Origin of the sequence: Bradyrhizobium sp. (assembly GCF_016213215.1) — a bacterium.
Lineage (GTDB): Bacteria > Pseudomonadota > Alphaproteobacteria > Rhizobiales > Xanthobacteraceae > Bradyrhizobium.
Map to the genome: position 1 here is coordinate 46,582 of NZ_JACRAW010000088.1, position 25,756 is coordinate 72,337.

General features: G+C 63.7%; 22 protein-coding genes. 7 read left to right on the forward strand and 15 right to left on the reverse strand.

Translation table 11 applies throughout. The annotated features are described in order from the left end of the window. Window positions 1–564: 564 nt before the first annotated feature. Window positions 565–3,327 (reverse strand): autotransporter outer membrane beta-barrel domain-containing protein, encoded by a 2,763-nt coding sequence (locus HY852_RS15500; RefSeq protein ID WP_291605670.1) that lies wholly within the window; start codon window positions 3,325–3,327, stop codon window positions 565–567. Between the two features lie 486 nt (window positions 3,328–3,813). On the opposite strand from HY852_RS15500, the gene HY852_RS15505 reads away from it, so the two are divergent. The 4 genes from HY852_RS15505 to HY852_RS15520 all read left to right on the forward strand — a co-directional run bounded on the left by HY852_RS15505 (window position 3,814) and on the right by HY852_RS15520 (window position 8,531). Beyond that, window positions 3,814–4,059, forward strand: a complete 246-nt coding sequence (locus tag HY852_RS15505) for a hypothetical protein (protein WP_291605647.1) — start codon at window positions 3,814–3,816, stop codon at window positions 4,057–4,059. A 502-nt stretch (window positions 4,060–4,561) separates the two neighbouring features. Next, entirely contained in the window at window positions 4,562–6,745 is a 2,184-nt protein-coding gene (locus HY852_RS15510) for a transglycosylase SLT domain-containing protein (RefSeq protein ID WP_291605648.1), read from the forward strand. A 185-nt stretch (window positions 6,746–6,930) separates the two neighbouring features. Next, window positions 6,931–7,386: an SRPBCC family protein gene (locus HY852_RS15515; protein WP_291605649.1), complete on the forward strand. Its 456-nt coding sequence runs from the start codon at window positions 6,931–6,933 to the stop codon at window positions 7,384–7,386. An 86-nt stretch (window positions 7,387–7,472) separates the two neighbouring features. Next, a complete protein-coding gene (locus HY852_RS15520; RefSeq protein ID WP_291605650.1) occupies window positions 7,473–8,531 on the forward strand; it encodes an adenylate/guanylate cyclase domain-containing protein in 1,059 nt (352 codons plus the stop codon). A gap of 59 nt (window positions 8,532–8,590) precedes the next feature. Here the strand turns inward: HY852_RS15520 and HY852_RS15525 are convergent, their stop codons facing one another. Continuing rightward, on the reverse strand, window positions 8,591–9,562 hold the full coding sequence (locus HY852_RS15525; protein ID WP_291605651.1) for a tripartite tricarboxylate transporter substrate binding protein BugD: 972 nt from the start codon (window positions 9,560–9,562) through the stop codon (window positions 8,591–8,593). A 219-nt stretch (window positions 9,563–9,781) separates the two neighbouring features. On the opposite strand from HY852_RS15525, the gene HY852_RS15530 reads away from it, so the two are divergent. After that, window positions 9,782–10,375, forward strand: coding sequence for a cytochrome b (locus tag HY852_RS15530; protein WP_291605652.1), 594 nt, complete (start codon window positions 9,782–9,784; stop codon window positions 10,373–10,375). A gap of 58 nt (window positions 10,376–10,433) precedes the next feature. Here HY852_RS15530 and HY852_RS15535 read toward each other — a convergent pair whose 3' ends face one another. From HY852_RS15535 to eno, 12 genes are all read right to left on the reverse strand, one after another. Further along, window positions 10,434–11,681: a threonine synthase gene (locus tag HY852_RS15535; RefSeq protein WP_291605653.1), complete on the reverse strand. Its 1,248-nt coding sequence runs from the start codon at window positions 11,679–11,681 to the stop codon at window positions 10,434–10,436. A gap of 190 nt (window positions 11,682–11,871) precedes the next feature. Then, window positions 11,872–13,293, reverse strand: a complete 1,422-nt coding sequence (gene lpdA / locus HY852_RS15540) for a dihydrolipoyl dehydrogenase (RefSeq protein ID WP_291605654.1) — start codon at window positions 13,291–13,293, stop codon at window positions 11,872–11,874. Between the two features lie 17 nt (window positions 13,294–13,310). After that, entirely contained in the window at window positions 13,311–13,550 is a 240-nt protein-coding gene (locus tag HY852_RS15545; RefSeq protein ID WP_291605655.1) for a hypothetical protein, read from the reverse strand. Window positions 13,551–13,572: 22 nt separating this feature from the next. Then, complete coding sequence (locus tag HY852_RS15550; RefSeq protein WP_291605656.1) at window positions 13,573–14,916, reverse strand: pyruvate dehydrogenase complex dihydrolipoamide acetyltransferase; 1,344 nt, start codon at window positions 14,914–14,916, stop codon at window positions 13,573–13,575. A gap of 92 nt (window positions 14,917–15,008) precedes the next feature. Next, on the reverse strand, window positions 15,009–15,461 hold the full coding sequence (locus HY852_RS15555; RefSeq protein ID WP_291605657.1) for a nucleoside deaminase: 453 nt from the start codon (window positions 15,459–15,461) through the stop codon (window positions 15,009–15,011). 2 nt (window positions 15,462–15,463) lie between these two features. Then, the gene (locus HY852_RS15560) at window positions 15,464–15,766 is read right to left on the reverse strand and encodes a DUF5076 domain-containing protein (protein WP_291605658.1); all 303 of its coding nucleotides are present in this window, start codon (window positions 15,764–15,766) and stop codon (window positions 15,464–15,466) included. Between the two features lie 3 nt (window positions 15,767–15,769). Continuing rightward, window positions 15,770–17,170, reverse strand: coding sequence for a pyruvate dehydrogenase complex E1 component subunit beta (locus HY852_RS15565; RefSeq protein ID WP_291605659.1), 1,401 nt, complete (start codon window positions 17,168–17,170; stop codon window positions 15,770–15,772). Window positions 17,171–17,197: 27 nt separating this feature from the next. Further along, complete coding sequence (gene pdhA / locus HY852_RS15570; protein WP_291605660.1) at window positions 17,198–18,223, reverse strand: pyruvate dehydrogenase (acetyl-transferring) E1 component subunit alpha; 1,026 nt, start codon at window positions 18,221–18,223, stop codon at window positions 17,198–17,200. Between the two features lie 149 nt (window positions 18,224–18,372). Further along, entirely contained in the window at window positions 18,373–18,690 is a 318-nt protein-coding gene (locus HY852_RS15575) for a septum formation initiator family protein (RefSeq protein WP_291605661.1), read from the reverse strand. A gap of 164 nt (window positions 18,691–18,854) precedes the next feature. After that, a complete protein-coding gene (locus HY852_RS15580) occupies window positions 18,855–19,406 on the reverse strand; it encodes an NADPH-dependent FMN reductase (protein WP_291605662.1) in 552 nt (183 codons plus the stop codon). Window positions 19,407–19,599: 193 nt separating this feature from the next. Further along, window positions 19,600–20,739, reverse strand: a complete 1,140-nt coding sequence (locus HY852_RS15585) for a zinc-binding dehydrogenase (RefSeq protein ID WP_291605663.1) — start codon at window positions 20,737–20,739, stop codon at window positions 19,600–19,602. Window positions 20,740–20,781: 42 nt separating this feature from the next. Then, window positions 20,782–22,065, reverse strand: coding sequence for a phosphopyruvate hydratase (eno, locus tag HY852_RS15590; RefSeq protein WP_291605664.1), 1,284 nt, complete (start codon window positions 22,063–22,065; stop codon window positions 20,782–20,784). A gap of 176 nt (window positions 22,066–22,241) precedes the next feature. Between eno and HY852_RS15595 the strand changes: the two genes are divergently transcribed. Continuing rightward, window positions 22,242–23,222 (forward strand): lyase, encoded by a 981-nt coding sequence (locus HY852_RS15595; protein ID WP_291605665.1) that lies wholly within the window; start codon window positions 22,242–22,244, stop codon window positions 23,220–23,222. Window positions 23,223–23,317: 95 nt separating this feature from the next. Continuing rightward, window positions 23,318–23,770, forward strand: a complete 453-nt coding sequence (gene queF / locus HY852_RS15600) for a preQ(1) synthase (RefSeq protein ID WP_291605666.1) — start codon at window positions 23,318–23,320, stop codon at window positions 23,768–23,770. 298 nt (window positions 23,771–24,068) lie between these two features. Here the strand turns inward: queF and HY852_RS15605 are convergent. After that, window positions 24,069–25,756, reverse strand: a 1,688-nt coding sequence (locus tag HY852_RS15605; RefSeq protein ID WP_291605667.1) for a methyl-accepting chemotaxis protein, incomplete at its 5' end; no start/stop codon positions are given.

Below are 25,756 nucleotides of genomic sequence, written 5' to 3' on the forward strand. Positions count from 1 at the left end.
CTGGCTGGGACGAAGGTTAAATCTTCCCTCACTGTTGCAAGCACGCAACAATCGTGTCGCGAAGGCCACGCATGGACTGCTTGTCTCGCTGCCCAGGGGCGTTTGTCCCGCCGGCCACGAGCGGAAGTGCAACCTGAGATGTTTCCGCTATGCGTGACCCGCGGTTTTCGGAATTTCCTTAACCGACACGGGCGCGATATCGCCTTCTCACGTTGCGCCCGAGTTTTGCTGTCCTCTTCACCCTCTTACCACCGCATCCCAACCCACGTTTCGTGACGACGCGTACGCCCCTCGTATGGGGCGGGACGGATCAACTATACGCTAAATCCGAATTCTGAAAAAGCGAATTATTTTGGCGCCAGGCGGTGGACCGAGCCTTGGGGTGATTTGCCGTCAGTCGGCCCAAGCAGTTGTAGCCCCGATGAGCGCGGCGACGTCCGCAACTTCGCAATCCCGCCTATCGCTTTGCTCACCCGGGCCACAGCAACTCGTCAAATTTCAATCCACGCGCGCATCCGGAAATTCGACGTTCGCATGACTGCAATCGCGCAACCGCCGCACCTCTCACCACGCGTAGCGGACGACACCCTTCCCAGCGTACGATCGCGTCACGTTCGAGAACTCGCCTTCGAAGGTGGCCGCCGCCATCCAGCCGTTGAGCCACTTCATTTCGGCAGATGCCGTGGTGAGCGCGGAGTCGGCGGCCTGCGCCGCACCATTGACGACGAAGCTGGCACCGGGCAGCGCCTGGAAAGTCGCCGCGATCGAGCGGTCGGGATTGAAGTCGTGGGCCCAGGCCAGGCGGCTGCGCAGCGTCAGCACGCCATCCCGCACGGCAAAGGATTTGTCGGTACGCAGGCCAAGTTCGCTCCGGGTGTCCGTGACGCTCTTGGCGCCGTAACTAAGCGCAAAGGCACCGGTGCCGGCGAGGACCTGCTCGGCATAGGCGGGCAGATCGAAGGTGGCGAACTGGGCGGCGGCATAGGGCGAGATGCCGATGCCGTTCATCGCCGGAGCAATGAAGCGATAGCCGCCTTCGACACGGCCTGAGTAGGCATTGGCGTTGAAACGGGCGCGGAGCTGATCGGTGCCGGCGATGGTCACGGTGCGATCGGTGGTGATGTCCTGCCAGCCATAAGCGAGCGCTGCGGAGATATAGGCCGGACCATTGTTGTGGCGAACATAAGCCCCGGCCTGGAACAGCTCGGAGCGACCGGAGCCCAGGCCATTGACGCTGAAATTGGTGCCGCCGCCGGCGAGCGCGAAACCGGCGAGCGTGTTCGGCGAGAAACGGTAGTCGGCGCCGACCGCCGTGCCGAAGATGCGACTGGTGACGTTGTTCGACCCGACCGCCGCGTTGCCGTCGGTTGACTGCGAGCCGCCAAAGCCGGCCGCCCATACGCTCCAGCGCCGCTCGAATGACGTGCGAGGCGCCTTGGTGAACAGCGCATAGGCCTCGCGCTCGGCCGCGCGACCTTTCGTGCCGGCGTAGGCGAGCGCGGGTTCATGCTCGTCCGCGAACGCAGGTGCGCTGCCATTCGGATTGGATGTGCCAGAGCGATCGGCGAACGGATCGGTCAGCAGACCCATGAACTGACCCATGGCGTTGAACGTCGTCTGCTGTGAGCCAGAGCCGGATTCGCCGGAGGCTTGCGTAAGTCCGCCGGGCGCAAGGCCCCCGTAGACAAACGGAATGCTTCCGTTGGAATTGAAGTAGTTGGTCAGGGCATTGCCAACCGCCTGCTGGTTGCGGTTCAGCCCACCAGGAATGCTGAAGTTCAGGTCCAGGTTCAGATAAGCGTTGTTGGCGTCATAGCTCAGGGTGGTGTGGAAGTTCGCGGGCAGGTTGGCATTGACGACCGTCGGATCGAACGTGCCGGAGACGCCGCCGGTCGCCGTAAGGATCGTGTACTGCTTGGAGACGTAACTGCCCGGCGCAAACGTCGCATTTACCGTGCCGGCCAGCGTCGCGGTGCCCGAAACGCTTGTGCTCGAGGCTGCCGAAGGCGTCACCTGCAGCAGGTAAAGCGCGCCCGACTGGAAGGCAAGTTCGCCGGTGATGGTCAGCATGCCCGTCGGGTTCCCCGCATTGCCTGGAGCAAGCGAGCCGTAGACCGCTGTCGTGGCCCCCGGCCCACCGATCGTTCCGATGCCGGACAAGGTGGCGAACGAATCCACCGTCACACTGGCCGTATTCGTAATCGAACCATCGACCTCGAAGGTGCCGACGCTCAGGATCGTGGCACCGGAATAGGTGTTGTTGCCTGTCAGGATAGTCGTGCCGCTGCCCTCTTGGACAAGCGTGCCGCTTCCTGAGATGTTGCCGCCGAAGGTGTAGCTGTCGGATCTTACAAAGGAGAGAAGGCTGTTATTGATGATGTCGCCGCTAATAGATCCGCTTGTCCCATTGTTGCCGACCTCCAGCTTGCCGTCATTGATAGTCGTGCCGCCACTATACGTGTTGGTGCCTGTCAGGATGAGAGTGCCGGTGCCATTTTGCTGAAGCGCGCCGCTTCCCGAGATGTTGCCGCTGAAGGTGTAGTTGGCCGATCGGTCGATGGCCAGGGTGCCGTTGTTGACGACATTGCCGACGATCGATCCCGAGAATGGACCGAGGTGAAGGAGCTGCAAGGTCGAGCCGGAATTGATCGTGGTCCCGCCCGTGTAGCTGGCGGCATCGTAGAAACTGACCGTTCCGGGACCTGCGATCGTCAAGGATCCCGTGCCGGTGACAAAACTTTGCGCCCCCATCGTGAAGGTTGCGCTTGCCGAAGCCGTCGTGATCACCGTGTTCGAATTGAGCTGAAGCGTTGAGAAATTTAAGAAGTCAGTTTGACCGCCGGTAGACTGCACGTTGATCGCTGCCGAGCCCGCGCTGGTCTGCATGATCAGCGTCCCGGTCTGGAACAGATAATTGCTGTTGGCCGCCGAAGCGTTCAGATTGAGGGTGCCGACCGTGAATGGTCCGCCGGTGAGGAATACCCCTTGGCTACTGCCCGGCACGGTAGAGTTGAAGGTAGCCGTTGTGTCGACTGCGTTGGGAACGGTGGCCGGGGCCCAGTTAGTGGCTGTTCCCCAATCGTTAGTGATACCCACCCAAGTCTGCGCGTGACCCTCGGCAGACAAAAACAGGGCCACGATCAACGCTGGCAAGAGCACCAGCTCAACCCGGCGAAGCCGACGCTTCCTCATTGCGGCTTCAGTAGTATTCCCGGCTGGCTTCAAGGCGACTCTCCTGCAGTTCCCTAATTGAAACCGGAAATCGTTTGCGTCAACGCGACGCGGGAAGGGCGGGAAAGTACACTTAAGGGTGTGTGCTTTTTGCATCACTCTCAAAGCTCGCAGGGGGCAAATTTTGGCCCGAACAGGTCACCTTTGCCGATGGTGCCCTCCGTGATTGGGAGCCGTCCGCGCTTGGACGGGTCTGATCCCGGCCGCAACGGTGGCGAAGGCCAAGAGGCCGGCTCCAACTGCCGCAGTTCCGTCACGGTCCAGGCAAGTTCACCAACCCCGACTTACCTGTGCAGTTCGGGCCACAACGGTCTCGACCGCGAGCGGATTCGGATTAACGAAATCGTCGCGAACTGCTGACGCTCAACCCGCTCCACCAGCACCTGCCATGCCAGGGTCGCGACCAAGGCTTTCGCCTGTTCATTCGGCGAGGAGGCGTCGCGCTCACGATGCCGGCACGGAGTCGATCAGAGCTCGCAAACCGTTATTCCTCTCTCAAGCTCGTTGCCGGATTCCGCTATCCAAGTTTATCGAATTTCCATGTTGCTCGGTCAGACTTGTGGCTTTGATGGAGCCCCTTGCATGTCGAACATCATTTCTTTTCCGGATCGGTCTCAATCGCCACACCCGGCGGCCGTTCCGCTCGACCAGCAAGTTCAGGCGATATTCAAGCTGCTCGACGTTGCCATGAACGATACGGAGCAAATGATCGGTCGGTGCCGCAAGGAGGAAGTCAGAGCGCGCCTGTACTCACATCTTGAGCTGCTGCGCCAGCTGTCGGGATACGCGCAGGACCGAGCGTCATCCGTCTTTTCGCAAATGCGCTGACGGTTAGGTCTTCGCCTCGCGCGGATTGAAAGCCTGGACGCACCGCGCCATCGCTGGCCATTTTGCGCCAGACTCCGCGTGATATACACAGAGAAGTGCGGAAAGGATGTCTCTCATCATTTCATTTGCATCGTGGTCGTCTAGAATTGTCGTGCTGGGATTTCAGCACCCAGCTCTTGGACGGAGCAGCGCCGCCCTGCGAATATACTGCGCGAGGGGGCGTTGTGCCGCCAATTGGATGGCGATAACTGACTTCCGGTGCAGCATTGGCTCAGCGCGCAGCGATGGGCCGCGTGCCTCAGTCGCAAATTTCCTGGGCTGTCGTCCGCATCGCGAGTAGCCCTGCGCGGGCCTCCGGGCGCCTGACGGGTTCCATTCGCCTTGTGGTTCCATTCGACAGTGCATTTTTCCGGCACTGTTGCCCGAGTGTGACAACCACCAATCATGGCCGTGGTACCGTTCCCAAGCTGGGCGCTGATGGTTTTGCAGGGGGACCGTTCCAATGAACCAGTGCCTACGTTCGCTAACGTGTTTCGTGGCCGCGCTCGCGCTTCTCTCGAGCGAAGCGACCGCAAAAGCAGGCCACAAGCAATCTCAGGCCAAGAAAACACATGAGGCGAAGGAGGCGCGCCACCATCGCAGCGCTGCCTTGGGGAAAGGTCGGCATCCGAAACACGCCGACGTTCACCGCAAGTCGAAGCGACCGGACAAAGCTCGTCCCGACAAGCCAGCTCCGCCACCTCTTACCGGCGATCTCGCCGCGCTGAAGGACGCGATGGATCTCGCCCGCAAGGCGAAAACGGACGACGCGACTGCGGCTCGGAACAGAATCGCCGACCCGGCTGGGCAGAAGCTCGCCGAATGGTTCATCCTGCGCCACTCCGAGACAACGGCGAATTTCAACCGTTACGCGGCCTTCATTGCCGCCCACCCGGACTGGCCCAGCATGGCGCTCTTGCGCCGGCGGGCGGAGGCACGGCTGTGGCAGGAGCGCAGCGAGGCGGCCTTGGTTCGCGGCTTTACCTCCGACCAGCCGATGAGCGCGAAGGGCAAGTTCGCACTCGCGCGGGTGCTCCTGGCCGAAGGCGAGCGCGATCATGCCACGCGCCTCGTTCGTGACGCCTGGAGGTCCGAGGAATTGTCGGAGCGCGCGGAAAGCGACGCGTTCGAGGCGTTCCGCGACCTGCTCACCTCCGAAGATCACCGCGCGCGCATGGACAAGCGTCTGGGTGCCAGGGATCTTTCAGGTGCCAAACGCGCTGCGCAACATGTTGGCGGCGACGCGCCTGCGATTGTGAAGGCTTGTGCCGCGGTCAAGGCGAAGACAACGAAAGCCAAGGACCTGCTCGACGATGTGGCGACCGAGGCGCGCCAAGACCTCGGCTACACGCTCTGCCGCATCCAATGGTTGCTGCAGAAGGACCAGATCGACGATGCGGCGCGCGCGATACTGACCGCGTCTCCCGACACCATGGCACTACAGGACACTGACGCATGGTGGCGCGAGCGGCGCATGCTGGCGCGCAAGCTGCTCGATCAGGGTAAATTCCAAACCGCGTACGATGTGGTTCGCGGCGCCGCGCTGCCCGCGATGGGAACCTACCGGGCCGACTTCCATTTCATGTGCGGCTGGATCGCCCTGCGTTACCTCAACGATCCCGCAACGGCGCTGACGCATTTCGCCTTCATCGACCAAGGCTCGGCCAACCCGATAGTGCTGGCGCGTGCAAACTACTGGCGAGGCCGCGCCGCTGAAGCGCTCGGCGCGCGAGACGACATGCATGCCAGCTATGAAGCCGCCGCGCGTTATCCGACCGCCTATTATGGCTTGTTGGCGCGAGCGAAGCTCGGCCGTCATGCAGCGGAGCTGCGCTCCCCCTCGCCTGTCGCGACGGTCGATGCGGCACGTGAGGACGAACGCGTGCGCGCTGCCGACATGCTCTACCGGGTCGGCGAACGCGACGTCGCGCTGTATTATGGCGCCGACCTCGCGGGACAGAGTTCCGACGTCGCCGTGCTCGAAGCGCTTGGCGAACTCGCGGGTCACCACAATGACGCCCACACGATGCTCGAGATCGGCAAGACGGCGCTCGCCCGGGGCTTGGCGCTCGATCACTATGCGTTCCCGACGATCGGGATTCCACCGCATAGCCCGATCGGTCCCGAGATCGAGCGCAGCATCGTCTTTTCCGTGGCTCGGACCGAAAGCGCGTTCGACCAGCGCGACAAGTCTCCGGCCAATGCGGTCGGGCTGATGCAGGTCACGCCGGAAGCCGGCCGCGATACCGCCAAACGGTTCGGCGTCACCTTTGACTGGGACCGGATGGTCTCCGATCCCGTCTACAACACGCAGATGGGAGCTGCCGAGCTGAGCGCTTTGCTGAAGGAATATAGTGGTTCCCAGATCATGACCTTCGCCGGCTATAACGCCGGCCGGGGCCGCGTCCGCGACTGGGTGAAGCAGCGCGGCGATCCCCGCGATCCCACCGTTGATCCAGTCGATTGGGTGGAGCGCATTCCGTTCTCCGAGACGCGTAATTATGTCCAGCGCGTGATGGAGAATGTGCAGGTCTACCGCGTCCGCTTCAACAGCATCACCACGGCGGCCGCGGAATCCGAGCAGCGCACGGCGACGCAGGAGGTCAGCGCGGTTCCGCCAGCCTGGCCCGCAGCGTTTGTTCCTTAAGCGCGTGACACGCGTCGGAAAGCCGGTACCCATTTTCCGGATCATGCTCCAGGCGTGGCTCGCGGTAAGTAGCGGCTGAAGCGGGCCCTCATGGGCGAATTTCGCCGGATTCCTGCGCGAAGAAGCGAAGGGAGAAGGAGCGCTTTCACCGAACAGCCGCGGTGCAGCTGCAGTGGAGGAGACCGATGCAAGAGACCCTCGTCGTTCAACGCGAGACGCACGTCGCGGCGCCGCCCGCCGCGGTGTTCGCTCTCCTGACCGATCCGGAGAAGATCCTTCGCTGGATGGGAACGGAAGCCCAGATCGAGCCGCAGCCCGGCGGGCTCTATCTCGTCAATGTCACCGGCGCTCGCTTCGCCCGCGGCACGTTCCGCGAAGTGGTGCCGGTGCATCGCCTGGCCTACAGCTTCGGCTGGGACGACAGCGAGGTGGTGCCGCCGGGTTCGAGCCTGGTCGAGATCGACCTGATCGAGCAGCCGCCCGGAACACTGGTGCGCCTGACCCACACCGGCTTGCCCAATGCCGAGCAACGCACCGGCCACGCGGAAGGCTGGGCCCATTATCTCGACCGCCTCGCCGAGGTTGCAGCAGGTCGCGATCCAGGCCCGGACCCTTGGCACGGCCGCGATGGCCAAAACTGACTGTTTTTCGCTCCCGTCGTCCCAAGGATAGACCAACTCGCTGACGCGGCGTGACAGGCCGGGTGGCGTGGCGGCATGATCGGGGCATGGATCTGCCCGCGCACCTTGCCTGGCTGGTGGACGAGGCCAGCGCCTCGACCGGCCCTGACCGGTTCCTGGCTGAGCTAGGTGCCCGGCTGCTGGCCGACGGCATCCCGCTCGCCGGCGCCGCCCTGACGCTCGCGGTGCCACATCCGATCATCGCCCGACGCACCTGGCTGTGGCGAGCGGAGACCGGGGCGGTGATCGAGGCACTGGGCTTCACTGGCGGTCCGCTCAACCAGGCCGAGCGCGACTGGCTGGCCGGGCTTGGCGTTGTGCAGGAGGACGCGGTCGGAACAGCTGCGGATACTCCGGTGCTGGGCTGGGCCGGCACACGACCGTTCGGTCCCGGCGAGGCCGCCCGGCTGCGCCAAGCCGCGCGCTTCGCCGCAGCGCCATTAGCCAGCCTCGCCGCACAGGCCGCGTTGGCCGCGCTACTCGAAGCTTATCTCGGGCGGCGCAGTGCCGCCCAGGTGCAGGCCGGCGCGCTACGCCGCGGCGCTGGGGAGATCATCCGCGCCGCGCTTCTGTTTGCCGATTTGCGCGACTTCACCGCCCTGTCGGAGGTGACCGAGCCTGCGGCGGTGATCGCTGTGCTCGACGCCTGGTTCGACCGCATCGCCGGGGCGGTGCACGCATTCGGAGGCGAGGTACTGAAGTTCATCGGTGACGGCGTGCTGGCGATCTTCCCGGTCACCGGGGCGCCGGCGGAAGCCTGCGAGGCAGCGCTGCGCGCGGTCGCCGCCGCCCGCGCCGGCATGGCCCATCTCGATACTATCAGGCAGGCGCAGGGGCTGCCGCCGCTGCCGTTCGGCGCGGCGCTGCATCTGGGCGAGATATTGTGGGGCAATATCGGCGCGGCCGACCGGCTTGACTTCACCGCCATCGGTCCCGCCGTCAATCTGGTCAGCCGGCTGGAGGGGCTGTGCCGGCCACTGGGGCGCTCGGTGCTGATCTCGGGCGCGGTCGCCGCCGAGACGAGCGCGCCACTGGTGCCGCTGGGCGAACACGCGCTGCGCGGCATCGCTGCGCCCTGCGCCGTCTTCACCCTGCCGGATGCGTGAGCGGCCGGCGCCGGTCAATCGACAACGGATTCAATCTTCAACACCGACCGGTGTTGGCCCTAATCCACCTTGATATCGGCGGCCTTGATCATCGGCCACCACTTGGCGATCTCCGCTTTCTGCTTGGACCCGAGCGCTTCAGGCGTGAGCAGGTCCTTGGGCGGCATCTCCAGCCCGAGATTTTCGAACTGCTTCCTCACGCCCGGATCGTTCAGCGCCTCCACGGCGGCGGCGTTCAGCTTGCCGATGATCTCCTTCGGCGTACCTTTCGGCACCCACATGCCCGACCACAGCGTCATGTGGAATCCCGCCAGGCCTGCCTCATCGGTGGTCAGAATCTCAGGCGCCGACTGAACGCGCTTGCTGTCGGTGATGGCGTAGGCCCGTATGGTGCCCGCGCGCACCTGATTGATGGAGTTCGAGGTCTGGTCGACGATGAGATCGATCTGTCCCGCGACCAGATCGTTGAGCGCAGGCCCGGTGCCGCGATAAGGCACGTACTGCAGCTTGATTCCGGTGACGTTCTCGAAATACACGGCGGCGATGTGGCTGCCGGATCCTGCGCCGGCCGTGCCCGCCGTGGCGGATGTCGGCCTCGCCCTCAGCCACCCCAGCAGCTCTTTCAGCGACGTCGCAGGCACCGCCTTCTTGCTGACGATGATCATGGGATTGGATGGCAACAGCACCACCGGCTCGAGGTCGGCGACGAGATCGTAGTTGAGGTTGTAGACCGCCCCGTTCGCGACGTGGGTACCCAGGTGCCCGAAGCTGATGGTGTAGCCGTCCGCCGGTGAATGGACCGCGCGCCCTACGCCGATCGAACCGCCGGCACCGGTCACGTTCTCGACCAGCACGGACTGGCCGAGCGAGGTCTTCATGCGCTCGGCAAGAATGCGCGCCATCGCATCCGACGGGCCGCCGGCGGAAAACGGCACGATAATGGTAATGCTGCGTGAGGGAAAATCGTCTGCGAGCGCGCCCGTCAGGAAGCCAAAGGTCGCGATCAGCGCCGCCCCAACCAATCTTCGCATGTTCCTCTCCCTTCCGGTCTTATCTGGACAACTGAATGGTGTTGCTACCGAGTCGCGCGTCCGCTCGCCAAGCTCACCGCATTCGACATACCGCGCGGGACCGAATACTCTCGGCACATCCCCGGCTCGAAACAGCGAAGCGGCGATGCAAACGACGCGCGGCAATGCTGTCGGCGCCGGCCGCTCCCGTTGACGCCGAAACGACACGACTGACCGAACATGACGACGGCCAATACTGCGACCAAGACTGCGACTTCGTATCATCCGTTGTTGCGCTGGATTCATTGGGCCACGGCCATCCTGTTCATTGCGGCAACCCTCATCGGATTCTATTGCGGCCTGCAGCAGCCGGGAACATCGCCTCGCCGTGAACTGCTCGAAGTGCACAAGTCGCTCGGCCTGACGTTGTTCTTTCTGGCGATCCTGAGACTATGGGTGCGGGCGGCTACGAAGGTGCCGCCAGAGCCGGGCTCGTCCAGCCCACTCGTGCTGGCGGCAGCAAGGCTAAACCATTGGACCCTCTATTTCATTCTCTTCCTGATGCCCATCACAGGATATTTGGCCTCCGCAGCCGGTGGTTATTCGCTAAGATATTTCTGGACGTTCAGCTGGCCGCGCCTGGTCGACAAGAATCAAGCGCTTGCGCATTTCGCCATCACGGCGCACGACGTTGTCGCCTATCTCGTGTATGCCGCCGTAGGCCTGCATGTCGCAGCGACGTTCTGGCACATCCTCGTAAAGAAGGACGAGACGCTGTCGCGAATGTGGCCTTCAGCGCCCGCGGCGGGATCGATCGGCGATCGACAGGGTTAGGCCCGTTCCCGCCGGCTGGCCGAGAGTACCTTGGGGCGCAGCGCTACGACCTGGTCGCCTAAGCCTGGAACTGCGCGTAATCGATCGGCTTGTGACGATCGAGCGTGCGGGTGACCGGCGGCAGCGGATATTTAAGGCCAGTCGCGCAATTGAACAGCATCACGCGATCATTTCTCGTGACCCGTCCGTCGGAGAGACTCTGCTTGTAGGCGGCGTAGGTCGCCGCTCCCTCTGGGCACAGAAGAAGCCCCTCTTCGCGCGCGACTTCGCTCAGCGCAGACGAAATCTGCTCGTCATCGACCGCAATGGCAAAGCCTTTGCTCTCGCGCACGGCGCGCAGGATAAGGAAATCTCCGATCGCCTGCGGCACGCGGATGCCTGAGGCGATGGTGTGGGCGTCCTCCCAGCGGGTGGCGTGCTCGGTGCCTGCTGCGAAAGCGCGCACCATCGGCGCGCAGCCGGACGCCTGCACCGCCACCATGCGCGGGCGCTTCTTGCCGATGAAGCCGATCGCCTCGAGTTCGGCGAATGCCTTCCACATGCCGATCAGGCCGGTGCCGCCGCCGGTCGGATAGAAGATCACGTCCGGCAGGTCCCAGCCGAGTTGCTCGGCCAGTTCCAGCCCCATCGTCTTCTTGCCCTCGATGCGATACGGCTCCTTCAGCGTGGAGGTATCGAACCAGCCGACCTTGGCCTTGCCTTCGCCGACGATCTTGCCGCAATCGTCGATCAGGCCGTTGACGCGATAAACGGTCGCACCCTGCAACTCGATTTCGCTGACATTCACTTCGGGTGTATCGGCGGGACAGAAGATCGTGGTCTTGATGCCGCAGTGGCTGGCATAGGCCGCCAGCGCAGCTCCGGCATTGCCGTTGGTCGGCATCGCCATGTGGCTGATGCCGAGCGCCTTGCCCATCGACACCGCCATCACCAGGCCGCGCGCCTTGAACGAGCCGGTCGGCAGGCGGCCCTCGTCCTTGACGATGATCTCTCCGCCGCCGAGCTTTTGCGAAAGCTTCGGCAGCCGGATCAGCGGGGTTGCGATTTCGCCGAGGCTGACGATGTCGGCACATTTGCGCACGGGCAGCAATTCGCGGTAGCGCCACAGGTCGGCCGGACGCTCCGCGAGCGCATCCTTGGTCAGCGCCTTCTTCACGCCGGCAAGGTCATAACGCACCAAGAGCGGCTTGCCCGCCTTTGAGAGGTTATGGAGCTGGTCGGCCGGATAGTGATCGCCCTCCATCGCGCATTCGAGATGGGTGACGAAGGTCGGGCGTTCGGTCGTGAGGTTGTCGTCGTCGCGCACGGCTTGTGCCTTTCTTGTTGAGCTCAGCGCTATTAAACCAGTCACCCTGAGGAGCTTGCGAAGCAAGCGTCTCGAAGGGCGACGAGCCCCGCTGTTCGATCCGGGCCGTACATCCTTCGAGGCTCGCTCCGCGAGCACCTCAGGATGACGGGACCGCCGTCTCGTTCGGATTTTCGTCGCTCTCCAGCTGCTATATGTTCAACACCCGCCCATAGGCGTCGAGCACCGCTTCCTTCATCATCTCCGACAGCGTCGGATGCGGGAAGACCGTGTGCATCAGTTCCTCTTCCGTTGTCTCGAGATTCATCGCGACGACGTAGCCCTGGATCAGCTCGGTCACCTCTGCGCCGATCATGTGCGCGCCGAGGAGCTGGCCGGTCTTCTTGTCAAACACCACCTTGACCAACCCCTGCTCTTCGCCGAGCGCAATCGCCTTGCCGTTGCCGACGAAGGGGAAACGGCCGACGCGGATCTCGCGCCCTCCTTCCTTCGCCCTCGCCTCGGTCAAGCCGACGGACGCGATCTGGGGATGGCAATAGGTGCAGCCGGGAATGAGGTTCTTGTCCATGGGATGCGGGTGCAGGCCCTTGATCGCCTCGACGCAGACCACCCCCTCATGCTCGGCCTTGTGCGCCAGCATCGGGGGACCGGCGACGTCCCCGATGGCATAGATGCCGGGTACGTTGGTCTTGCCATAGCCGTCGATCACGATGGTGCCGCGATCGGTCTTCACCCCGAGCCTTTCCAGCCCGAGATTCTCGATGTTGCCGACCACACCGACCGCGGAGATCACCCGCTCGAACTCGGCCGCTTGCGGCTTGCCCTTGCCGTCGTCGATCGTGGCAATGACGCTGTCGCTCTTCCTCTCGAGCTTGGTCACCTTGGTCGAGGTGTGTATCTTCATGCCCTGCTTCTCGAAGCGCTTGCGGGCAAGGCCCGCGATCTCGGAGTCCTCGACGGGCAGGATTTGCGGCAGCACCTCGACCACGGTCACGTCGGAGCCGAGGGTGTGGAAGAAGGACGCGAATTCGATCCCGATGGCGCCCGACCCGACGACCAGCAGCGATTTTGGGATGCGATCCGGCACCATGGCCTCGAAATAGGTCCAGACCAGCTTCTTGTCCGGCTCGAGCCCCGGCAAGACGCGCGGGCGCGCGCCGGTCGCGATGATGATGTGCCTGGCCTGATAGGTGCCCTCGCCGAGCGCCCCCTTTGGCCCTTCGACCTCGGATTTGGCAACGGTGATCTTGCCGGGAGCATCGATGATCGCCCTGCCCCAGATCACCGAGACCTTGTTCTTCTTCATCAGGAAGCCGACGCCGTCGTTGAGGCGTTTCGCGACGCCACGCGAGCGCTGCACAACTGCCTTGGGATCGAACGAGACCTTCTCCGCCGACAGGCCGTAATCCTTGGCGTGCTGCATGTAGTGGAAGATCTCGGCCGAGCGCAGCAGCGCCTTGGTCGGGATACAGCCCCAGTTCAGGCACACGCCGCCAAGATACGATTTCTCGACAATGGCGGTTTTGAAGCCGAGCTGGGCGGCGCGGATCGCGGTGACGTAACCGCCCGGCCCGGAGCCGATGATGATGATATCGAAAGACGTGTCGGCCATGGCGGCTCCCGTTCAACTCAAGCTGTCGTGGCGCCGCGGGCGCGGCCTCTGAAGATCAACATCCTGACCAGCCATTCGACGACGCCAATCAGGATCAGGATTGCAAGCGCGGCGAGTACGATTGGCTGTGCGATGTTTCGTGCCAGTTGCTCGCCGGCAAAGAACGCGGAATGAAGCAGGTCGAGGCCAATCGGATTGAGCACGAGAATGGCCCCGAGCAGAATCGATATCCAGGGCCAGCGTGTCCGGACACTCAACCTCGCCCCCTCGAAATGCGCATCACACCATCATCATGACCGGGTTCTCGATCAGCTGCCTGAACGCGCCGATCAGTTCGGCTCCGAGCGCGCCGTCAATGGCGCGGTGGTCGCACGACAGCGTCACACTCATGATGCTCGCGATCTCGATGTTGCCGTTTCGCACGACGGGGCGCTCCTCGCTGGTGCCGACCGCGAGGATCGTGGCATGGGGCGGATTGATCACCGCGGTGAAGTCCTTGATGCCGTACATGCCGAGATTGGAGACGGCGGTGGTGCCGCCCTGGTATTCCTCGGGCTTGAGCTTGCGCGCGCGGGCGCGCGCGGCGAAATCCTTCATCTCGCCCGAGATGGCCGACAGCGTCTTGGTCTCCGCTTTCCGGATGATCGGCGTGATCAGGCCGCCCGGCATGGCGACCGCAACGCCGATGTCGGAATGCCTGTGCTTGAGCAACCCACCGTCGGTCCAGCTCACATTGCAGTCCGGGATCTTCTGCAGCGCGACCGCCATGGCCTTGATGACGAAGTCGTTCACCGAAAGCTTGTAGAGCGGCTTCTTCTCCTTGTCCTTCGGCGCGGCGGCATTGATCTCCTCGCGCGCGGCGAGCAGCTTGCCGATGTCGCAGTCGATGGTGAGGTAGAAGTGCGGAACGTTCTGCACCGAGGCGGTCAGGCGCTGGGCAATGGTGCGGCGCATGTTGTCGTGCGGCACCACCTCGTAGGAGCCCGGTTCGAACAGCGCCAGGATCTGCTTGTCCGACATCGACGGCGCGAGCGCGGGCGCGGCCGGCGCGGCCGCGGGGGCCTTCAGTCCCTTGCCCGACTTCGCCTCTTCGACGTCACGGGCAATGACGCGGCCATGCGGGCCCGTGCCTGATATCATGGAAATCTCGATGCCCGCCTCTGTCGCCAGGCGTCGGGCGAGCGGAGAGGAGAAGACGCGGCCGTGGCCATTGGTCTGCGGCGCAGCCTGCGCAGGAGCGGCGGGCGGCGCGGTCGGCTTGGCGGCAGCGGGAGCGGGTGCCGGCGCGGGTGTCGCCGCAACCGGAGCCGCGGCGGCCTTCGGCGGCGCGCTGGAGGCCGACGGCTTTGCCCCGCCGGCGCTGGCGGCCTTGACGTCCTCGCCCTCACCCGCCAGCACCGCGATCACGTCGTTGACGGCAACGTCCTGCGTCCCTTCCGGGACCAGTATCCTGGCGATCGTGCCCTCGTCGATCGCCTCGACCTCCATGGTCGCCTTGTCGGTCTCGATCTCGGCGATGACGTCGCCGGACTTGACCTTGTCGCCCTCTTTCTTCAGCCACTTGGCGAGGTTGCCCTTCTCCATCGTCGGCGACAGGGCGGGCATCAGGATGTTGATAGGCATGCTGACCTCACGAAGATAGCTCTTTAGACAGCTTCTCTTGTTAGCTTCTCTTGGCGTCGGCCCCCATACCCGGGAAGCCGACGAGACGGATTTCAATTACCGATATCGCCCTGCCACAGGCGTTCGTTGGCGGGATTGGCGCGCCATGACTTCATCATGTTGATCGATCGCTCGTCGGCAAGGTCGATGTAGGGAATGCCGAACTTGTCCAGGATGTCCTTGCTTCCCGGGTACGTGACGGACTCGCCGATCACGACCAGCGAAAGCCTGAACAACCCGAGCGCGCCGGCGCACATCGGGCAGGGCGACAACGTCGTGTACATTACGGTGTCGTGGAACGAACTCAGCCCGGCATCGCGCAGGCAGGACATCTCGCCGTGCAGGATGACGTTTTTCTCCTGAACCCGGCGGTTGTGACCGCGGGCGATGATCCTGCTGTTGCGCGTCAGCACGGCGCCGATCGGCAGGCCGCCCTGCGCGATGCTGTTCTCCGCCTCGCGGATGGCCTCCAGCATGAAATCGTAATGATGAGGTTCGATCGCCACGGTCAGTGCCCCTTCCGCCGCGGCTCGGTGGTGCCGAGATCGGTCGGGCGCTCAAGCTCGGCCTCGAACATGTCGACGATGCGCTCCAGCGCCTCTTCCTCGGTGTACTCGCTCTCTCGCGCATAGGCGCGCGCGGCGTGGCGGGCGAGATCGACGAGCAGCAGGCCCCACATGTCGGGCTCCTCGAAAGCGCGCTGAAACGCCATCGACAGCCCCCCATCGAGCACGAACACGCGCAGCACCTCGGTTGCGTCCTCGCGATCGATGACATCAGGCGGTAATGGCTGCTCCTTGGGACCTGCCATGAATCACCGGTAGCAAACGGCTTTGGCGGCCTCGACCACTTCGGCCGCCGACGGCAATGCGAGCTTTTCCAGGTTGGCGGCATAGGGCATCGGTACGTCCTTGCCGGACACGCGCACCACCGGGGCGTCGAGATAGTCGAAAGCGTGCTCCATAATCCGCGCCGCTATCTCGGCGCCGACGCCGCTCTGCTGCCAGCCTTCCTCGACCGTGACGGCTCGCCCTGTCTTCTTCACCGAGGCAACGATGGTCTCGGTATCCAGCGGACGCAGCGTGCGCAGGTCGATGACCTCGGCCTCGATGCCTTCCTTGGCGAGTTCATCGGCCGCCTTCAGTGCATAGGTCATGCCGTTGGACCACGAAATGATGGTCACGTGATTGCCCTTGCGCACCACGCGCGCCTTGCCGATCGGGATCACGTAGTCATCGAGCTTCGGCACCTCGCCGGTGTGGCCGTAGAGGACCTCGTTCTCGAGGAAGATCACCGGATTGCGATCGCGGATCGCGGCCTTGAGCAGCCCCTTGGCGTCGGCGGCAGAATACGGCGCGACCACCTTCAGGCCGGGAATGTGCGCATACCATGCCGAATAGTCCTGGCTGTGCTGGGCGGCGACGCGCGCGGCGGCGCCGTTGGGCCCGCGGAACACGACCGAGCAGCCCATCTGCCCGCCGGACATATAGAGCGTCTTGGCCGCGGAGTTGATGATCTGGTCGATCGCCTGCATGGCGAAGTTGAACGTCATGAATTCGATGATCGGCTTCAAGCCCGCCATCGCCGCGCCGACACCGATGCCGGCGAAGCCATGCTCGGTGATCGGGGTATCGATGACCCGGCGTGCGCCGAACTCCTGCAACAGGCCCTGCGTCACCTTGTAGGCGCCCTGATACTCGGCGACCTCCTCGCCCATGACGAAGACGTCGGGATCGCGGCGCATCTCCTCGGCCATGGCATCGCGCAAGGCCTCGCGGATGGTCATGGTGACCATCTCGGTCCCCTCCGGCACTTCCGGATCGGGCTCGGCAACGGCTTGCGGCGCCGCCGGCGCCTTTGCTGCGGCGGGTGAGACCGGGGCCTCGGTCTTCGCTTGCGCGGGCGCGGCGGATTCGGCGGCCTTCTTCTGTTGTCCCGGCATTGCCACCTTGGCGAGGTCGGCGGCGCTTTCGCCGTCGGCCAGGATGGTCGCGATCGGGGTGTTGACCGCGACGTCCGCGGTGCCTTCCGGAATCAGGATCTGGCCGAGCGTCCCCTCATCGGTCGCCTCGACCTCCATCGTCGCCTTGTCGGTCTCGATCTCGGCGATGACGTCGCCCGACTTGACCGGCTCCCCCTCCTTCTTCAGCCACTTGGCGAGGTTGCCCTTCTCCATCGTGGGCGACAGCGCAGGCATCAGCACTTGAATTGGCATATCGGCTCCGAAAGAAAGCTTGCGCGCTTAGCGATAGACGTCGGTGTAGAGCTCGGCGACGTCAGGTTCCGGATCGGCTTGGGCGAAATCAGCCGCAGCATTGACGATCTCACGGACCTCGGCATCGATCGCCTTCAGCTCCTGCTCGCTCACCTTGCCCGCGAGCAGGCGGTTGCGCACCTGCTCGATCGGGTCCTGATCCTGCCGGACCTTCTCGACCTCCTCGCGGGTCCGATACTTGGCCGGATCCGACATCGAGTGGCCGCGATAGCGGTAGGTCTGCATCTCCAGGATGTAGGGCCCCTTGCCCGCACGGCACCAGGCGATCGCCTCTTCGCCCGCCGCGTTCACGGCACGGACGTCCATGCCGTCGACCTGGCGGCCGGGGATGTCGAAGGAGGCTCCTCGCTTGGAGAAGTCGGACTGCGCGGACGCGCGCGTCACCGCGGTGCCCATCGCGTAACGGTTGTTCTCGATGACGTAGACCACCGGCAGCTTCCAGAGCCCCGCCATGTTGAAGCTCTCATAGACCTGGCCCTGGTTCGCGGCGCCGTCGCCGAAATAGGTGATGCTGACGCAATCATTGCCGCGGTAATGGTTGGCGAACGCGAGCCCCGTGCCGAGCGAGACCTGCGCGCCCACGATGCCGTGCCCGCCAAAAAAATTCTTCTCCTTGCTGAACATGTGCATGGAGCCGCCCTTGCCCTTGGAATAACCGCCGCGGCGTCCCGTCAGCTCGGCCATCACGCCCTTGGGGTCCATCCCGCAAGCGAGCATGTGCCCGTGATCCCGGTAGCCCGTTATCACCTGGTCGCCTTCCTTCAGCGCCATCTGCATGCCGACGACCACGGCTTCCTGGCCGATGTAAAGATGACAGAAGCCGCCGATCGCCCCCATGCCGTAGAGCTGACCCGCCTTCTCCTCGAAGCGCCGGATCAGGAGCATGTCGCGAAGCGCCGTGAGTTCCTGCTCTCTTGTGAATTCGGGAGGGGCGCTGCCGTTGGTCTTGTCCTGCACGACTTCTTTCGCGACGGCTTTCTTGGGTGCGGCCATGGCAATTCCGGGTGAGAGAAAATAGTAACCCTCTGTAACCCAACTCACACGCCCGCGAAAGGAGTGCGTCGAAATGCCAAGCGTCTGCTTTGCCGCAGTGCAGCGCCAGCGACATTTTTGAGATCGATATTGCAGCTTTTTGAAATTTCCTAGTTCGGATTGTTCATCCGAACCAGATCGTGCGGGTGGACATAGTTGAGCTGGTAGCGCGCGCGCTCATCCAGCATGTCCGGATCGACGCTCTGGGAACGCAGCAAGGAAACACGCTGCTCGCCCTGGGCCCGCTCCTTCTTGAGCCGCGCCAGCTCGGCGGTCAGTGCAATAATCTCCTGATCGAGTTCCTGCCGCGCATTCAAGCCATATTTGCCCGTATAGGCATTGACGCTGAAATAGCCGACAATGGCCGCCGCCATCGTGTAGAGGGCAAGGCCGGTCAGGATGGACTTGAGACGTGCGCGGGTGACCATGGCCCGAGCATGGGTCAGGTGCGGTTAATGGACCGCTAATCGCGTGCTTGCTCCTCATCTTGAGGAGCGCTCCGAAGGAGCGCGTCTCGAAAGATGCGGCCGTGTTGGGCCTCATGGTTCGAGACGGCGCTTGCGCCTCCTCACCATGAGGGTGTGCACCGGCCTCAGCCGTTGTGTCTTTCCACGAAGGCGGCGAAGGCGTCGATATATTGCTGCATCACCTTCTGCATCGGCTCCTTCGTGAGGTTGCCGGCGGCATCGAAGGCATCGCCGACGCCGTTCAGGTAGATCTCGGGCTGCTGCATGATGGGACCGGAAATGCCGGGCAGGATGTTCTGCAGATGCTTCGCCGCGCTGACCCCGCCCAGCGGCCCCGGCGAATTGGACACGATCCCGACGGGCTTGCCGTTGAACGAGCTTTTGCCGTAGGGCCGTGAGCCGACGTCGATGGCGTTCTTCAACACGCCCGGGATCGAGCGATTGTATTCGGGCGTGACGAACAATACCCCATTCGACTTCTGCAGCTTTTCGCGGAACGCCAGCCAGTCGGCAGGCGGAGTGGCTTCGAGGTCCTGGTTGAAGAAGGAGATGCCGTGCAGCGTCGAGATCTCGAGCTTCAGCGAGCTAGGTGCCAGCCTGGCAAAGGCATTGGCGATCTTGAGCGAAAAGCTTTCCTTACGCAGGCTGCCGACGATTGTGACGATATGAAGGGGCATTGCAATCTCCAGGCGTGAAACCGGCGCGCCCGTTAAGCCAGAACGGACAGAAAGATGCAAGTGCATCAATATGCGTTCCGGGAAACGCTGCGTTCACAAATTCGTTTGCGAACGGACCAGTCTCGCTCTGCCGGCGAGCCTACTCCTGGCGACGACGCCTTCGGTTGAAGCAAGCCTGCCTGTTGTCGCTGGCCTATGCCGATTTGTTTGGGTTGATGAGGAATTTTTCGCCGGTGGCACGTTTCGCGTAGACGGCGATGTTGGCGGGGTCGAGCGCCTCCTGCAGCGACACAACCCTGGTGTAGTGGCTGGCGAACGTCGTCTTCAGTTCGTCGACCACGCGCTGCCGGAGTCTGGCGGCTTCCGCAGGGCCGATCTTCTGCAGGAATGGAAACAGCAGCCAGCCGCCGACGCCCCACGCCATGCCGAACCCGCGGATCAGCTCGATCGGCCCGTTGTCGAGACTGCCATAGACATAGACCTGCTTGTGCACGTTCGAACCATAACGGCTGTATTCCTTGGCCGTCCGGTTGATCGCCGCCTCCATGCAGGTGAGGATTTGCCCTGCGAGCCTGCCGCCGCCGATGGCGTCGAAGGCGAGCGTAGCTCCGGTCTCGGTGAGCGCGGTGGTCAGGTCGTCCATGAAGGTCGCCGCGCTGGAATCGACGACGTATTTCGCGCCGATTCCGCGCAGGATGTCTCCCTGCTCCTTGCTTCGGACGATGTTGACGAGCGGAATGCCGTCTTTCAGGCAGATCCTGTTCAGCATCTGCCCGAGATTGGAGGCCGCGGCCGTGTGCACCAGCGCCTTGTGGCCTTCGCGCCGCATCGTCTCGGTCATGCCGAGCGCGGTGAGCGGGTTGACGAAGCAGGATGCGCCTTCAGCCGGTGAGGTGCCGTCGGGCAGCGGCAGACACTCTCTGATCTTGAGGCAGCGGTACTGCGCATACATCGCGCCGCCGATCATGGCGACGGTCTTGCCCATCAGCGCCCTGGCGGCATCCGACGATCCGGTCTTGATGACGACGCCGGCGCCTTCGTTGCCGACCGGCATCGACTGATCGAGCCGGCCGGCCATCGCCCGCATGCCAGCTTCCGGCACCTTTGCCGTGATGACGGGACGTTCCTTGCTGCCCGATGCCTTGGCCGTTTTCAGGTCGGCGGCGCCGAGCAGGAGACCGAGGTCCGAGGGATTGATCGGCGTCGCCTCGACGCGGACGACCACCTCGTCCGGCCCCGGCTCGGGCGTTGCCACCTCCACCAGCGAAATCTCAAGCTCGCCGCTCGCCTTGATCAGCGAACGCAGTTGCAGCCCGGTCCCGGCATCGCTCATTCTATCCTCCCGATTTTCTTGTTATCTGCAGACAAGGGACTATTACGCCAGCGCCTTCAGCGCCGCCTTGCCTGCGTATATGGCCTGCTTGCCGAGTTCCTGTTCGATGCGCAGCAGCTGATTGTACTTGGCGGTGCGGTCGGAGCGCGCGAGCGAGCCGGTCTTGATCTGGCCGCAATTGGTGGCGACGGCCAGGTCGGCGATGGTGGAATCCTCCGTCTCGCCCGAGCGGTGCGACATCACGGCGGTGTAACCCGCCTTGAAGGCCATCTCGACGGCGGCGAGCGTCTCGGTCAGCGAGCCGATCTGGTTGACCTTGACCAGGATCGAGTTGGCGCGGCCGGCCTTGATGCCTTCGGACAGACGCTTGACGTTGGTGACGAAGAGATCGTCGCCGACGAGCTGGCACTTGCTGCCGATCAGATCGGTCAACTCCTTCCAGCCATCCATGTCGTCCTCGGCCATGCCGTCCTCGATCGAGACAATAGGATACCGTGCGGCCAGATCGGCGAGGTATTTGGCCTGTTCGGAGCGCGAGCGGGTCTTGTTCTCGCCGGAATACACGTACTTGCCGTCCTTGAAGAACTCGGTCGCCGCGCAATCGAGCGCCAGCATGACGTCGCTGCCTGCCTTGTAGCCGGCCTTGCCGATCGCGCTCATGACGAACTCCAGCGCGGCATCCGCCGACGGCAGGTTCGGGGCGAAGCCGCCCTCGTCGCCGACATTGGTGTTGTGACCGGCCTTCTTCAGTTCGGAGCGCAGCGTGTGGAAGATCTCCGAGCCGCAGCGCAAGCCTTCGGCGAAGGTCGCCGCGCCGACCGGCATGATCATGAATTCCTGGAAGTCGATCGGATTGTCGGCATGCACGCCGCCATTGACGATGTTCATCATCGGCACCGGCAGCGTCCGCGCCGAGGTGCCGCCGACGTAGCGATAGAGGGGCATGTCGAACGATTGCGCCGCTGCCTTGGCACAGGCGAGCGAGACGCCGAGAATGGCGTTGGCGCCGAGCCGGCTCTTGTTCGGCGTGCCGTCGAGATCGATCATGCTCTGGTCGATCAGGACCTGCTGTTCGACGTCCAGACCGTTCAAGGTTTCGAAGATCTCGCCGTTGACGGCGTCGACCGCCTTCTGCACGCCCTTACCGAGGTAGCGGGCCTTGTCACCGTCGCGCAGCTCGACCGCCTCGTGGGCACCAGTCGAGGCGCCCGAAGGCACGGCCGCGCGGCCCATCGAGCCGTCTTCCAGAATGACATCGACCTCGACGGTGGGATTGCCGCGGCTGTCGAGAATTTCACGGCCAATGATGTCGACAATAGCTGTCATGGTCTTGCGCTTCCGTTCGTTAGATCTGGTCGGTTCGGGGGCGTCTTACACGGAGCGCAAGCAAATGTGAACGCTCTGCCGCCCGCCCTCGCCTGACGGGTCAAGAGCGCGGGATTATGCTCGGCTCCGGTTGATCTGTGCGTCCAACTTCAATCCGAGACAATCGGGGTAACGCAATGAATCGCCGCCAGTTTCTTGCTTCAAGCACCGCCATCCTGGTGTCCCCGGCGCTGCTTCGCACGAGCTTCGCGCAGGAGGGTCCGTTCCGGACAAGATACTATCCCGTCAGCGCCGGCATTGGGCTGCATGACGTGACGCCCGCCCCAGACGGCACAGTCTGGTTCACCGGCCAGGGCAAGGGCGCGCTCGGCAAGCTCGATCCGCGCGACGGCTCGTTCAAGACCGTCAGTCTCGGCCGGGGCGCGGCACCCCACGGAGTAACGATCGGACCCGACGGCGCCCCCTGGATCACCGAGACCGGACAGAACGCGATCGCGCGGGTCGATCCGGCCGATCTCAAGGTTACACTGTTCCGCCTGCCGGAGAAATTCGCCAACGCCAACCTCAATACCGGCGTGTTCGACAAGGCCGCGACCTACTGGTTCACCGGACAATCCGGCATCTATGGCAGGCTCGAGCCGAAGTCCGGCAGCATGACGGTATTCAAGGCCCCGAAGGGCGTCGGGCCATATGGCATCACGGTGACGCCCAAAGGCGACATCTGGTACGCCTCGCTCGCCGGCAGCCATATCGCCAGCATCGACCTGGCGACCGGCACTGCCACCGTCGTTCAGCCACCCACGGCCAATCAGGGCGCGCGGCGCGTATGGTCGGATTCGCGCGGCCGGATCTGGGTCAGCGAGTGGAACACCGGCCATGTGTCGGTGCACGACCCCGCCGACGGTTCGTGGAAGACCTGGAAGCTGCCGGGCGATCAGCCGCACGCCTATGCAGTCTACGTCGACGACAAGGATAAGGTCTGGCTGACCGATTTCGCGGCCAACGCGATCGTACGTTTCGATCCCACAACCGAGAAGTTCAACGTTTTCCCCAGCGACCGGCCGAATGCCAATGTGCGCCAGCTCGACGGCAGGGCGGGCGAAGTCTGGGGCTGCGAATCCGGCAACGACCGCCTGGTCCTGATCAGGACAAGCTGAACCCGTTTCCCTCACCTCCCCCGCGAACATCCCGGCGCCGATAGTTGACGCCGGCCCCGCTTGCGTTCATGTCAGCCGACGATAGGACAGGATTGATGGCGAAAGAACCGCTGCAGCTCGGCCGCGCCGTGGAATGGCCCAAGAGCCCGGAAGAAGCACGACTCGATCGCGTGCCCAACCCGCAAAAGGACACCGATTATCTGGTGCGCTTCACCGCCCCGGAATTCACCTCGCTGTGCCCGGTCACCGGCCAGCCGGATTTCGCGCACCTGGTGATCGACTACGCGCCCGGCCAGTGGCTCCTGGAATCGAAGTCGCTGAAGCTCTACCTCGCCAGCTTCCGCAATCACGGCGCCTTCCACGAAGATTGCACAGTGATGATCGGCAAGCGGTTCGCCGCGGAGATCAAACCGAAATGGCTGCGCATCGGCGGCTATTGGTATCCGCGTGGCGGTATTCCGATCGACGTGTTCTGGCAGACTGGCAGGGTGCCGAAGGACTTGTGGATTCCGGATCAGGGCGTCGCCCCCTATCGTGGGCGCGGCTAGATCTTCCGCCAAGGCCAAGTTCGTCGGTCCAGGCTTACCTGTTCCAGTAATCGTCCAGCTGTGGTCTTCCGGTCCAGGCCCAATTGAGACATCGGATAGTCCAGTCGAGCCGCGACTTTCCTTGCAGCCGCGCCTGGGCTTCCGAGAAATCAGCCGGGGCAATTCGTTCCGCTCGCGTGAATTCCTTTGCAGTTCGATTCTAGAAGAGCAGCCAAGCATTGTTGCGCTGGAGCCTGTCGTGGCTGCGGCGCAGAGAAGTCGTGCGTCCGCTGTCGCCCGAAACGCCTGTCCTCGTCGATTACGCCACCTGGCGCACGCGGCTGATGAAGCTGTCAACTTCGCTCGTCAGTGACGTCGATTGCTCCGACAGGTTGGCCGCGGCCTTCAGCACCCCGGCTGCGGAACGGCCGGTCTGGCTGGCCGCGCTACTCACATTACCGATGTTGCGCGTCACGGTCGCCGTCGCGTCCGCCGTCTGCTGCACGGTGCTCGCGATCTCCCCGGTCGCCTTGTTCTGCTCCTCCACCGCCGATTTGATCGTCCGGTTGATGCTCGAAACCTCTTCGATGCTCTTGACGATGCCGTCGATCGCGGCGACCGCACCTTGGGTTGCCTGCTGGATCTCCGTGATCTGGTTGCTGATCTCCTCCGTCGCTTTAGCGGTTTGGGAGGCGAGATTCTTCACTTCGCTTGCAACCACCGCAAATCCCCTGCCGGATTCGCCGGCCCGGGCGGCTTCGATCGTTGCGTTGAGGGCCAGGAGATTGGTCTGAGCCGCGATGGAACTGATAAGCCCGATTACCTCGCCGATGCGGTCCGCCCCTTCGGCCAGCGCCCGAACGGTGGTGTCGGTCTGCTTGACCGTATGTACTGCCTGTTCGGTCGCTCGCGTCGCCTGCTCGACCTGGCGGTTGATTTCGCGGATCGAAACGTTCAGCTCCTCGGCCGCAGCGGCTACCGTCTGCACTCCGCCCCCGACCTGCTCGGCGAGCGTTGAGGCGGATCCGGCCTGTTGCTGCGCTTCATTCGCGGTGCCGGACATCGAACGCGCGGTCGTCTCCAACGCCTGCGATGCGTCGGCGAGCGTCTGCACCATCTGACCGGCCCGGCTTTCGAACTGCACCACCAACTCGGCCAGATCTGCCGCGCGCCGCTCCTTTGCTGCGCGCTCGGCAGCCTGATCGCCGGACAGCCGCTCGGCATTGATCATCGCGTCCTTGAAGACCTGCAGCGCAGCGGCGATGCGACCGATCTCGTCGTTACGATCAAGCCCCGGCACCTGCCTGGTGAAATCGCGATCGGCAAATCTGGTCATAGCGGCGGTGATGGCGGTCAGCGGCTGGGTCACCCGCCAGCGTATCAACATCATGCCGCCCAACGTCAGAACGAGCGATGCCGGCAGCAGCAGCCCATAGAGCAACAGCCCCATGCGAGCTTGGGCTGCAACTACTTCGGCCCGCGCGATCATGTCGCCGAGGGCGGACTGCGTCGTCATCACGATCTTGTCGGCGCCGGCGAGTTGCCGGTTGCGGTAGTCGAGACCGTCAACGCCGGCAGGCTCGCCCTGCATGAGACGGGTTGCAATGGTGTTGCGTTCCTCCTTCAGCGGTCCGGACACGACGGACTCCGCATCCCGGATAGCCTGCAGAAGCGCGGGCGAGCCGGCGTTACTGCTGAGATCGCGAACGACCTTCCAGGATTGCGTCGTCCGGCCACGCAGATCGCCGAAATCCAGTCCGTCGGCGGCGCTCCAGCTGCGGCCCGCAAGCATGGAGCTGAACTGGCGCAGAATCGTCTGACCGACAGCGTCGCGCGCCTGCCATGAGGATTGCTTGACCTGCAGCAGCCGATCCACCAGCGGATCGATCAGCGTCATGGCGCCATCCACCTGCGCGGTCACCTCGCCAATGGCATCCACAAGCGCGTTGCTCGCCCGCAACCAGCTTTCGGCGAGCTTAGGCTCGCGGGCAGCCTGCTCCTGACGCA

Coding starts and splice junctions, on each gene's coding strand:
- HY852_RS15525 (WP_291605651.1), bottom strand. CDS start 9,562: ATGCGAAGATTGGTTGGGGCGGCGCTGATCGCGACCTTTGGCTTCCTG.
- HY852_RS15560 (WP_291605658.1), bottom strand. CDS start 15,766: ATGGCAGGTCCCAAGGAGCAGCCATTACCGCCTGATGTCATCGATCGC.
- eno (WP_291605664.1), bottom strand. CDS start 22,065: ATGACAGCTATTGTCGACATCATTGGCCGTGAAATTCTCGACAGCCGC.
- HY852_RS15530 (WP_291605652.1), top strand. CDS start 9,782: ATGACGACGGCCAATACTGCGACCAAGACTGCGACTTCGTATCATCCG.
- HY852_RS15585 (WP_291605663.1), bottom strand. CDS start 20,739: ATGAGCGATGCCGGGACCGGGCTGCAACTGCGTTCGCTGATCAAGGCG.
- HY852_RS15595 (WP_291605665.1), top strand. CDS start 22,242: ATGAATCGCCGCCAGTTTCTTGCTTCAAGCACCGCCATCCTGGTGTCC.
- HY852_RS15575 (WP_291605661.1), bottom strand. CDS start 18,690: ATGGTCACCCGCGCACGTCTCAAGTCCATCCTGACCGGCCTTGCCCTC.
- HY852_RS15500 (WP_291605670.1), bottom strand. CDS start 3,327: ATGCAAAAAGCACACACCCTTAAGTGTACTTTCCCGCCCTTCCCGCGT.
- HY852_RS15550 (WP_291605656.1), bottom strand. CDS start 14,916: ATGCCTATCAACATCCTGATGCCCGCCCTGTCGCCGACGATGGAGAAG.
- HY852_RS15580 (WP_291605662.1), bottom strand. CDS start 19,406: ATGCCCCTTCATATCGTCACAATCGTCGGCAGCCTGCGTAAGGAAAGC.
- lpdA (WP_291605654.1), bottom strand. CDS start 13,293: ATGGCCGACACGTCTTTCGATATCATCATCATCGGCTCCGGGCCGGGC.
- HY852_RS15565 (WP_291605659.1), bottom strand. CDS start 17,170: ATGCCAATTCAAGTGCTGATGCCTGCGCTGTCGCCCACGATGGAGAAG.
- HY852_RS15520 (WP_291605650.1), top strand. CDS start 7,473: ATGGATCTGCCCGCGCACCTTGCCTGGCTGGTGGACGAGGCCAGCGCC.
- pdhA (WP_291605660.1), bottom strand. CDS start 18,223: ATGGCCGCACCCAAGAAAGCCGTCGCGAAAGAAGTCGTGCAGGACAAG.
- HY852_RS15515 (WP_291605649.1), top strand. CDS start 6,931: ATGCAAGAGACCCTCGTCGTTCAACGCGAGACGCACGTCGCGGCGCCG.
- queF (WP_291605666.1), top strand. CDS start 23,318: ATGGCGAAAGAACCGCTGCAGCTCGGCCGCGCCGTGGAATGGCCCAAG.
- HY852_RS15510 (WP_291605648.1), top strand. CDS start 4,562: ATGAACCAGTGCCTACGTTCGCTAACGTGTTTCGTGGCCGCGCTCGCG.
- HY852_RS15505 (WP_291605647.1), top strand. CDS start 3,814: ATGTCGAACATCATTTCTTTTCCGGATCGGTCTCAATCGCCACACCCG.